Below are 11,539 nucleotides of genomic sequence, written 5' to 3' on the forward strand. Positions count from 1 at the left end.
GTTACTCATCCTTAGGAGAACAAAAATCCTTATCCATTTGCACAGTCGCTCTCGTCATCTGTCCATGATAACAAAAAGAAAGTCGTTCTCCAAGAATATTCATCTGCCCATCCAATAAAAGGATTTGAATTATTCCCGGCGGAAAGTTCTTTTTTCTTAAAACTAACTCTTCTACGTTCTCCGACCACCATTCTGCAAAAACAACTACCCCCCGCACATGAGCTATAATCAATAACGGTTCTTTCGGGGCACTGAAAGCTGAAACAAGTTTTACCTTCAAGTTCTTTTCATCCGTATCTACTCGCAAGCCATAAATGCCAACTTGTGCCTGAGGCAGAACTTTTTTCCTTGTTAAACCATTTGCTACCGTACATAAGGCATAATAGCTTTCACCAGCTTTGGGACAAAAAGAAACCTTTCCCATCCCTTGATAAAAGACTGAAGCATCAGCAATTTGGTTATCATGGCTGTCAAAGATAGTCACTTTCACATCTACCGCATTTCCACATCTATCCAACGCTTCGAATGCCATACGACATTCCTGTCCGGCAAGCAGATAACCACCTTCCGGATAAAAAGCAACATCGAAATCAACATTTCCTGAAGACACAGGAAAAAACTTCATCATCCGATTTCCATTAATTTCCGTTATATCCACAAGCATTGCTCGGCTCGAAGCTATTTCTTCATCAGAAAACCCTATCGTAACAAAAGAATCGGTTATCATTACCTCTTTCGTTTTCCCATGTTTCAAGCACACACGTCCTTTTGTTAAAGGTAACTTTTCTCCATAAAAATTACGAATATCCAGTCCTACCAGCTCTCTCCTCTTTCCATTTAGTCGACAATTCATACTAGTCTTCGTATTCAGCCAACGCGGAGAAACTACTGAAATTTTGCGTTGAAAAAAAATTCCTCTCCCTCTTCCATCATATAAGAAGTATAAGCCCGCAACGTATATCTTCCATCCGGAAGCTGAAATGGTAAAGGTATATATCCATTAAAAGAATGTTCTCCATTCACACGCAGTTTTACTCTGCTAATTAATGAATCTAACGGATTAATTAATTCTACCAGCACATAACGACTTATTTCCATTCGGGTGTGAAATGTTGCATGCACCAAATATGCCTTTACCCACACAGTATCTCCTGGCACAAACACCCCTCTGTCAATGTGTAAATGAATTTTTTCCTGGGGATAAGCGTGAATCTGGTTCATGGCACGCTGAAAAAGTGTATCAAACGTTATCACATGTTGTGCCCGAACACAAAATATATGGGCACAACAAAGTAATAACATAGAGAATAAACACTTTTTCATCAGCAATATCTATTTATTTCCAATATGCAGCCATACGATAACAATCTAATGCAACACTTATCATTGTAATAGAGTCACGACGTATCTCTTGTTGCTCCACAGATAATTGTTCGTATCCATCATACAGACCTTCTATATAAGCATTTTTTATTCTAATTTTTCGTTGGGTATTCCTGCTCTCCTCTTCCAATTGTTTAGCAACTATACGCAAACTCTTATTCTCCATGATTTTGTTTATATTCAAATGGGCTATACACTCAACTGCATGGTAAGACAAATAACTCATCTTGTCAGATATCAATTTTAAGCTATCTCTTGAGGATCTACTCAACGTTTTTGGGGATACCTTAATCAATCGCAAGCGTAGATTCAAGCACTTTTCACCAAATTCCTCCCATTGTTTCAGAGCTTTTCTTTTCTGTATTTTATTGGGCAAATTAGAAGGAAGTGGTGGTGGACATTGGGAAGTATTTGTGAAAAATCTCCTCTCGCGATAATCTCGATATCTCCAATCACATTCTTTCTGTAGAGCTTGACACTCTGTCCATACAGAGCTAATATCTATTTCTTGCGCTAATATTTCTCCCATACAGAACACATATAATATAAATAGAACAAAACATACAGATATTTTCATATTAAACCTTTTTATAGATTACATAAAAGCCAAACCTATATCCATGCCATTATCCTTTATATCTCTCGCTTCTCCATGTCCTTCCACACATAATTCCCAGTCGTATGAAGCGCCATGTCCTCCATAAATTCTATAATTAGGCCAATCGCCTTTCTTCTCTTTGTATTCTATATATAACAAGGGGAATATTGGTCTCGATCTTAAAAGCTTGCAATCATGAGATTCTAACCCTGCTTTTCTATAAATACTATCCGAACGGTTCTCCATTATAATACATGTATGAAAGACACCTACAAGATATTTTTGTTCATCTCTAATTGGTCCTTCGTTTCGAAAATAATGTTCTTCACAATTAAAAAGGACCTCAAAGTTATGTAAATTTGGAAAACCATCAACTGCAGGTGATTCACAAACCTCACCTAATTCTAATTCATTATTTCTCATATATATAATACATCCATAAAATCTTTTCCAATCATAAAAGCTTCCCCATGTTCGATTTACTTGACTAGACCAAATAGCCTCCATCCCGCTACCCAATATTTTCTTTAGTTTGAATGCATCTGGATAAGGATAAGTCAAATACAACAAATTAGAAGTTATAATCTTCTCTACCCCATCTTCTGTTCTATAAGAAGCTTCTGCCCAAATTTCGTATTCACCACATTTAAATATCCGAGCTTCATGTATAGAAGCCTCATAAACAGAGTCTGCTCCATTAGATTCATATAAATCTGAATTTCGCAATTCATACAAATGCCAATTTTCTCCCACATTTACATCCCTAAATTTCAATTGAATAATACCTACTCTTTGCATTTTTCTTTCATTAGATATGATTTTAAGAGAGATATGGTTCATATCTTCCATACGAACCTCCAAGTTATCATCTTCTCTAGATTCAAATTTCAATTGAAGAGTCTTATCATCATCAACATACATGCTTCGTGTCATTCCGAAATTTTCCGATTCTTTTTCTAAATCTATTTGCAGTTTGGAACAAGCTTCCAATAATAATACAAATAATAAATATATTTCATAAGTTTACAGATTTAAGTATAACATCTAAATGCCATATTTCATTTTCATCATTCTATTATAATAAGGTGAAACAATCATAGTACTCTTTCTTTAATTAATGTTCGCAAGGTATAGAGAAAAATTGAAATAATGAAATAAAACATGTACCCAAAAAGTTTACATTTTTTCTTCATCCCAAGAATCCGAATAATATTGAAAGAAGTTATAATGAAGAATACTGGATATTTTGAGAAGTAAGAGCGTATTTATATCCGGCTTCGAGAAAATTTTATAAACATTGCTTCGCGAGCAACACAGTTGCTCTGCAAACCAGACAATAGACCGCCCTTGACGATATAATTCCTGTTGTATCAATTGTCCTATGTGTACTGCTTCTTGTTCCATTCGTGCTATAAAAGAGAGTTATGGAAAGAGCAAAACTCTTTCACATAACTTCTACCAATAATTAATTCCTTAAACAATCTTTTCTATTTAAACACACATCTATTTATCCTGCGGAATAATCAAGAAGCTGAATCCACAAGCTCCTCCACCACCGTTTTCCAATCGAACCAGAACACGATTCCATCCTTGCCTGAATTCAAAAGGAGCGATATGCTCGTCAATATTATACCAACTGGTACCATAATCACGCCACACATCTTTACCATTGATCCATACCCGTCCACTATCATCCGTACCGATAGCTACCAACATCGTAGTAGCCTCATCAAAATAAAGCTCCGTATAAGCATAATAGGTTGAATTTCCGGTAGTAACAGGTACCGTATTGTGCATGGACTCACTTTGCATAAATTTCCAACGCAATGTTCCATCCAAATGCACCTCTTCTCCAATCACTTTAATCGGGTCGGAATCCGTTTCCATAATTCCCGTCCCCACCTGTCCATCCGTATATACAGCATCAAAATCCACAGAAATTTCAGGTGGATGCACAATCGAAAAATCTTCCCGTCCATAACTATCCCATGGACCAATCATATACCAGGTGTTGATATACAACCACCCTTTGCGTTCTGCATTCTTAGAAAAACGACGTCCGGGTAAAGCTTGTGCTTTCACCATTGCCTGATTCAAACGTGAGCCTGCATAATGATTCATCGGTCGCTTGTTCCCATTCCCCTGGGCTGCTTCACCCATGCCACCATTACCGCTTCCATCTCCATTGCCTCCGCCTTCGCTTCCACCAGGCTGACCATTACCTTCACCGGCACCTCCACCAGGTTTTCCTACCTGCTTCACTACTCCGAAAAGATTTTCCAGACGTGATTGAGCAAGTCCGGCCTGCCGTGTCGCTTGTCCCAACAATCCACGATAGTTATTCAAATCAGCCGTACTTTTTATACTCAAACCGGCACTGGCATTACTGCCATCCGAAGTCCCCCATTCTCCACCCTTTGCCTGCATCCGAATCAATTCGTCAAAACTTGGCATACGGGAAGCACCCGCCTTTAATGAATTATACACTTCAGGAAATGAAAGTCCTCTCGAAAGAGCTTGTTTGGCAGCATTAGTCGCCAAATGATTCTGTTGTATTTCAGCTTCATATTCACGCAAAAGAGCATACATATCCTCTACAGATGCATTCGCCGGAGGATTACCAGTTTGCGGTATATTTCTTGCTTTTGATGTATCATTAGCATCGGCAGGAGCTGAACGCGGCAACTGGCGTGTTTCCACCTTAGTCAACAACTCATCTTTCCGTTCCCTCATCTTCTTGGCCATTTCCTGAAACTTACGAAGCTGATCCTCCAAATTCTTTTTAACCAACACTTCCGACTGTTTAACCAGTTGCTCGGAATAGTTGGCAGGAAGCACCCTTTGCGACTGCTCCTTCTTTATTTTTTCACTGACGCTTTTCGGAGACTTTTGTTTTTTCGCCTGCAAATCAATAGCTCCCTGATCCGGCGACGGCATCATCCATATAAACAAAGCTCCTCCCACGAAACAGGCCAGTGCAATAATCCATGACAGGATAACCGTCAGACGGCTACTCCCTGTTGTAGTTTTCGTCATAAGTCCGTATTCCTATATTCGTTAAATTATAAAACTGACAAGCATCCATCACTTCCACAAAACGGCCGAACGGAGTATGCTTATCCATATCGATGCGGATACGCCGGCCCGGATCAGAGATACAAGTCTCCCGCAATTGTTCCATCATAAAATTGGTTGAACAAGGTTGTCCGTCCCAATAAAAGTTACCTTCAGCATCCAGTCCCACAATAGCCTGTTTGTCATCCGGTTTCAATTTAACCGCAGACTCCGAAGTAGGTAAATCCACCGGAATATCCCTGTTTTTCACCTTTGTCATTGTCGATACAAGGAAAAAGATCAATAGCAGAAACACACAGTCGATCAAAGGCGACATAGACACTTCCGGTTCATCTTCATTATTAAACAACGATAGTCTCATAGGCCTAAATATGGTTTACTTCCCAAGCGGACACGTGTACGCGTGAACCCTTGTATTTGACATTGATCGAATATCTCTATCACCGTACTCACCGGAACAGTCCGGTAAGCTGCCACATCAATCGCAATTTCCGTCCCCTCACTATTACGAAGTTCAGTCAGAAAAGCATGTAAGTCCGAAATCGGTATATAGTGGCTCTCTCCCGAATAAGCATCGTGCCCCACTACCTGATACACATTCTTATCCTCATCTACCGCAATGATAACAGCCTCTTCTCCCGCACGTGTAGTAGAAAGGCTGGACGTCATCGAAGGAAGCGACAATGGGATTTGCATTTCCCATTTCTTCATCATGGTAGTCACGAGGAAGAAGATCAATAGCAAAAAGACACAGTCTATCAAAGGAGACATCTGCACCTCTACCTTATCTTCATCATCATAATTTAATCTCATGGCTGTACTTCTTTTATTTAGATACGTCTGTCCCTTTTGAGTTATCTTCCTCCAGATAAAGAGTAGTTATTACATTTTCTACTTCCACCTCTACCAAAGAAGCCATTCTCATAATACGGTTTTTAATGATAAAATACAAAGCAATGGCAGGAGCGGCGATGATCAAGCCGGCGGCAGTTGTAATCAGAGCTTTTGAGATTGAATCGGACAAAATGGAAGCTCCGCCTTCATCTCCATATAATGCTACCAACCCGAATGCTTCAATCATACCGACAACCGTACCCAAAAGACCGATCAGCGGAGCAAGTGAAGCAATGACCGAAAGTGGATAGATACGTGCGAGATGAGTACGAATATCACGAGCAGCCATGTCTCCGGCTGTCTGACTGACAGCTTCTCTTCCAGCCTTTATATGTTCAAGAATGAAACGTAAAGAATTAGCCAATGTAGAAGGATATTTGTCACATGCTGCCAAAGCCCCTTTCAGGTCACCCTTAGCCAGACATTCATTCACACTCTCACGAAGGGGTTTCGGAGCCAGGCGACCTTCACGAGAAGTTATCAATCGTTGTATCGCAATGACCAAAGCGATTAGTCCCAGCAAATACAGTGGATACATCATTGAACCACCCGCCTTGATTTGTGCAGCCCAGTCTATCTGTACTCCTTCCGGCTGTTCATTTTTGTCTGTAGCCGCTTCTTCATATACCAACTGTTCTTCATCCTCATTTACGGGAACCGGAGTTGCTATTTCACTAGGCAGAACCTTGGGAGCATTTTTTATATCCTCTTGTGATTTAGCCAAAAATATTTCATCAAAACCAGCATCACGTCTTTCAGGGCAGATAAAAGAAATTCCTGTCAATGTGATATTACCGAAATCTTTCCAAAGGTCACGTGTCATTACCATCCAATGTCCTGGAACTTCCCCCACACTAAGTCCTTTCAAAGGATTAATCACATCCTTTGACTTTCCTGCTATATATGTAAAGTCATATTTTTGCCCCTTCTGATTAACAGATTTATCTGATACATGAAACTGCATACCTATTTGGTCACCTCCCCACTTAATCCAGGCAAAAGTGATATAACGATACTCGCCCGGACCCGGATTCTCCCGGATAGGAATGGATAATCCCGTCAGTTTGGCCGGACTCTTCGAGTCATCCAAATATATATAGTTTTCTGACTTCTTAGAGTATCCTCCGTCGCGTACATATCTATTATCCGGTTTTTCCCACTGTGCACCATCCGGTATTTTGGTACTAAACAGTTCATACAATCCTTTGCTGGGCTTTCCATTTGTTTGTGCTGAAAGCGGATAAGCAAATAGCATCATTACTCCCCAAATGAGTACGTTCAAAACACTCTTTCTAAAGCTAATTTTCATTCTTATGCAATTCATGTCTATTCTATTTTATTTATAATTTTAAAAATCACAACTATCACCAATCATCGAAATAATTCACTGGGACAAAGTTCTTAAAAATAGAAGAAAAACAGGTACTCTAATCAATCAAAAAACTCCAAATCCTAGCAACAACAATGAATAAAGCCTCAATAATCATTCAAAGAGGTTCAAAAATGATTCATTCAATCAATAATATATTCCCCTATCCTCATATTTCTTAATAAAACAACAACTCCCAAACAGACGGCTTGGTATTTCCTTCGGATACCGCAAAAGCAAGCCGCACAAACTTACATTCACCAGCTACAGGAATACTGACAGGAGAACCGGAAATACCATCTTTCGTACAATCAGTTACCGTATTCCAGTCTTTACCATCCACAGAAGTCTCTACTTTCATATAATATTTCTCCCATGGATATTCAAAACGCACTTCAACCGTATCAATAGCTACAACATCGCCAAACGAAACTGTCAATGCAGGATTTTCATCTCCATCAGCTGATTCCCAACGGGTACTATAATTATGGTCTACAGTATTCTCCGCGCCGGCATAATCGGCCAATACAGAATTGCTTATCACTGATTCGGGCTGAATATACTCTCTCTTTTCTTTAACCAAATCCGGAAATGCCTGTGTATGATAAGGAATAATATTCTTAATCTCATTCTTATCATCATCAAAAGTCAGCTTGCTGATACAGGTTTGCCGATACGCCGTACCTTTCACAAAAGGCAATCGATGGCGGTGATACAACATATAATCTTCACCTCCATAAGAGAATAAAGTATGGTGTCCCGGACCATATACCCGTAAGCTGTCATTCACTTTCAATATCGGGCTATTACCTGCTTCCGCAAAAGGACCGAACGGATTATCACCGACCGCATAACGCACTTCATACGTCTCATCAATAGTTTTCCCTTCAGAATAAGTCAAATAATACTTTCCATTATGTTTCACCATCAATGGAGCCTCAAAATATCGGGTCGGAGTGACTTCAACAGGTTTTGTATGGAAAGAACTCATATCATCATTCAGTTCCGCAGCGAAACAATGTCCGTTTGTCCAGTTCCATCCCGATCCCCAATAAAGATAAGATTTGCCGTCATCATCAACGAACGCTTCCGCGTCAATCACATGATAATACCTGGTCGTGTCGCCCGGAATCATAGGCTGGTTGCCCAATGCATTCTCCCATGGTCCCAGCGGATGTTTTGCTTTCCCACACCACACTTCAGACCCGACAGAGACATACATATAAAAAGTGTCCCCTTTTTGAACGACTGAAGGTGCCCATACCTTGTTTGTCTCCGACAAAGGAGTGGTACATGCAGCCTTAGTAGGCCAGTTCAATGTACGGAACGTCCAATTCTGAAAATCATCGGACACCCAACAGGAAAGAAAGTCCGTTCCCCACGGGTCGGCTGTCACATACATATAAAACTTTCCATCATATTGCACTAATGACGGATCAGCGAAATATCCCGGCAAAATAGGATTTTGCAGTTCTATCATTCGCACTTCTTTCTGTATTACTTTCGGCGAACAGCCAGTCAAACCTATCAGACCAGCCAACAAAAGGTGTGTCAATTTCATACTTCAAACGTTTTAATGCTACTATTTATACTTCTTCTTTGAAAACAACAAAGATAAACTTTTCTTTTGTGTCTGAAGTTCAAAAATAGACCATTCTAGGTATGAATTTAGGTCAGATACTCATTTACAGAAGCTCTACAAGATTATTCCAATCATTATCAGAATTGATCAATATACTCGTCAAACACTTCAAAAGAGTGTTTGACATTCATTTCCAACTGTTTCTTCAGCCGACCTTTATTTTTAATTACAGATTCTTCTTTTATCCCTAACAAGATAGCCACATCATTAGTAGAGAATTTCAATCTGACCAGACAGCATAAACGCAAATCTTTCCATTTAAAAAAAGAAAATCTCTCCGAGAAACGCGTACAGAAATTATTAGATACAATATCTGTAAAATGGAACAAGTTTTCCCACTCCTCCATAGAAGAAAGATTCACAACAGTAGGATTTCTTAATAATGATACATAGAAATAAAAAGCCTCGGCATCCTTTAAAGAAACAGAATTGTTAACTACACGAAACTGCTTATTAAAAATCGTCCTAAAACGATTCACCTCCATCTCCAACTCATTTATTGTTTTCATTTCTTCCGAAAGTTCTTTTTCCAATCGAGAGGTCACAGCAGCTAACTTACATTCACTCTGAACATACAATCTCTTATACTTCCAATAAAGAATACAAAAAAAGAACAGAGCTATTCCTATACCGATCTCCAATATATGATCCGAAAAAACTCTGCTCCAACAACTAAAAAAAGTTTGTGTGATAATGACCATGGGCATAAATATTTTATAAAATCAAGATACAAATATCCTCATATTATAACGAAACCAAGTACTCATTTCATCCAAAGAGGTTCAAAAATAAACAATTGATTCAATAAAACATTAAAATATTTACTATTAACCTAGCAGTTATTTTAAAATCACTGCCGGACTTTTAATGTTTCCCTATTTCGATGATGTCATCTCCAACTGAATCTTTACTAGAAAAAACACAAAACTATTTTACGCTCCTTCACTTTTCCGCTGTATCCTCCTATTCATGAAGGATAGCGGGTGAAGGGCTCTCCTTTCACCCCAACTTCAGCCCCTTTAAACTGCTATTACATGATACACATTGCCAAACTTTGTATGTTTACGTTCTATCCCCACCGTTACTAGAATTTGTGCCAGACTTGCCGGATTCGCCCCACGCATAGCCGCTGGATTCTTCTTCTTTAGACATTGAAATATATCGGCTGCTGAAAGAAGCTCACATTCCTCCCCTTTTTCTACAGAACGATAACAAGAACGCAATACATCTTCTACCGGACCTTGACGGTAAAAAGACAGATTATTCCTCTGCAATTCCTGTTCTTCCTCCTTTGTAAACCAGTAACGTTCACCAGACAAGACTTCTTCTTTCAACTGCGCATAAAGCTGTTCATACTCAATCGCTTTGCAATCAATGGGGTGCTCCACTACCACACAAATAAATCTACGGCTACCGGTTGGATCGGTCAGTAAATCTTTTCGATTAGACGTTCCGATAAAAGAAGCAATACGGGGTAATGAACGGTAGTTTTTCTGATATGCCTTACACAAACTCAATGAAGCCATCTGCATCAAATTTTTCAATAAAGGCATTTTTGCTGGAGAATATTTATCAAACTCGTCCAAGTTTAGAAGTCCCATCTCCGCCAGTCTACGTTCCACGTTTCCCTGACTCGTCAAATCCACTTTATCCATATAATAACGCTGAAGCACAGACGGAAGCAGAGACTTACAGAAAGTAGATTTCAAATACCCTTGTTCCGTACTGATGAGCAAAGGAGCTACACTATTAGCGTGATCACCCATTACTCCCATCCATTGTGCCGTCATTCCCAACATCCAAATGCGAAACTCCTTTTCCCATAAGGGATTTTCCGAAACCCGTCGAGCCAAAGCCAACACACGATCTACACCATCCCACTTCGGTAATTCATCCAGATAAAGTCTGAAAGGATGATAGTCCATAATACGAGTGGAATAAATGCAACGCGACAAATCACGATCCCAACAAGCAATGCCAGCTTCATGCGCTTCCAAACATAAAGTATTCAATACACGTTGATTTACCGACTGGAATCCTTCGCTCATCCGTTCCAACGAACGAAATTCTGTTTCTTCCGTCAGAACATTATAACGGAACTCATAATGATCCTTCAAAAAACTTTCCACATTCTCGGTCAAATTCTTCGTTTTGCATGATGTATCCTTTTCCTTACCTTCCTTTGTTTCCATAAGACTTGTTGAAGACTCCGATATATACGCCATTAACTCGTCTTTTTTTTCACTTTTACAAAAATGACTCGCAAATTTCTGCCACAACGCTAGCAATACACTTTTCTTGTTCATAAAATTCTGTTTTTAGTATTTAATGAGTGCGAATATAATAACCTTCAAATAGAATCTACAACTTTTTAATCCCCTCATTTTCATAAATATGAACTTGGCGTTTCATGCGGTTCTTTCTTGTTTATCTCCTAATTAAACCCTATCTTTGGTGCTGATATTTATATCTTATCACAGTCATGATAATATCTTATCATAATTGTGATAATATAGTTTCATTGCAATGATCAGGGCAGACGCATTATATTTTTTACTATATTCTCCTTTGTTATTTC

Annotated in this window: 11 protein-coding genes; all 11 read right to left on the reverse strand. The window is 39.2% G+C overall.

Annotated elements, in window-relative coordinates; translation table 11 throughout:
* Position 1: 1 nt before the first annotated feature.
* Positions 2-853, reverse strand: a complete 852-nt coding sequence (locus DXA54_RS17055; protein WP_120080145.1) for a hypothetical protein — start codon at positions 851-853, stop codon at positions 2-4.
* A gap of 32 nt (positions 854-885) precedes the next feature.
* The gene (locus DXA54_RS17060; protein ID WP_120080147.1) at positions 886-1,323 is read right to left on the reverse strand and encodes an MG2 domain-containing protein; all 438 of its coding nucleotides are present in this window, start codon (positions 1,321-1,323) and stop codon (positions 886-888) included.
* A gap of 13 nt (positions 1,324-1,336) precedes the next feature.
* Positions 1,337-1,960 carry a hypothetical protein gene (locus DXA54_RS17065; protein WP_120080149.1) on the reverse strand — a complete coding sequence of 208 codons (624 nt, stop codon included), beginning with the start codon at positions 1,958-1,960 and terminating at the stop codon, positions 1,337-1,339.
* Positions 1,961-1,978: 18 nt separating this feature from the next.
* Positions 1,979-2,971, reverse strand: a complete 993-nt coding sequence (locus tag DXA54_RS17070; RefSeq protein ID WP_165863264.1) for a hypothetical protein — start codon at positions 2,969-2,971, stop codon at positions 1,979-1,981.
* Positions 2,972-3,484: 513 nt separating this feature from the next.
* The gene (locus DXA54_RS17080) at positions 3,485-5,017 is read right to left on the reverse strand and encodes a hypothetical protein (protein ID WP_049703054.1); all 1,533 of its coding nucleotides are present in this window, start codon (positions 5,015-5,017) and stop codon (positions 3,485-3,487) included.
* The gene (locus tag DXA54_RS17085; RefSeq protein WP_049703055.1) at positions 4,992-5,417 is read right to left on the reverse strand and encodes an ExbD/TolR family protein; all 426 of its coding nucleotides are present in this window, start codon (positions 5,415-5,417) and stop codon (positions 4,992-4,994) included. The genes DXA54_RS17080 and DXA54_RS17085 overlap by 26 nt, the downstream gene beginning before the upstream one ends.
* Positions 5,414-5,869: an ExbD/TolR family protein gene (locus DXA54_RS17090; RefSeq protein ID WP_049703056.1), complete on the reverse strand. Its 456-nt coding sequence runs from the start codon at positions 5,867-5,869 to the stop codon at positions 5,414-5,416. The genes DXA54_RS17085 and DXA54_RS17090 overlap by 4 nt, the downstream gene beginning before the upstream one ends.
* 13 nt (positions 5,870-5,882) lie before the next feature.
* Positions 5,883-7,274, reverse strand: a complete 1,392-nt coding sequence (locus tag DXA54_RS17095) for a MotA/TolQ/ExbB proton channel family protein (protein WP_120080153.1) — start codon at positions 7,272-7,274, stop codon at positions 5,883-5,885.
* A gap of 223 nt (positions 7,275-7,497) precedes the next feature.
* Positions 7,498-8,880 (reverse strand): family 43 glycosylhydrolase, encoded by a 1,383-nt coding sequence (locus DXA54_RS17100; RefSeq protein ID WP_120080155.1) that lies wholly within the window; start codon positions 8,878-8,880, stop codon positions 7,498-7,500.
* Positions 8,881-9,038: 158 nt separating this feature from the next.
* Positions 9,039-9,470, reverse strand: a complete 432-nt coding sequence (locus DXA54_RS17105; protein WP_133304693.1) for a hypothetical protein — start codon at positions 9,468-9,470, stop codon at positions 9,039-9,041.
* Between the two features lie 510 nt (positions 9,471-9,980).
* A complete protein-coding gene (locus DXA54_RS17110) occupies positions 9,981-11,186 on the reverse strand; it encodes a VapE domain-containing protein (protein WP_371682958.1) in 1,206 nt (401 codons plus the stop codon).
* Positions 11,187-11,539 lie beyond the last annotated feature (353 nt).

It is taken from the genome of Bacteroides sp. OF03-11BH (assembly GCF_003604005.1).
Lineage (GTDB): Bacteria > Bacteroidota > Bacteroidia > Bacteroidales > Bacteroidaceae > Bacteroides > Bacteroides ovatus.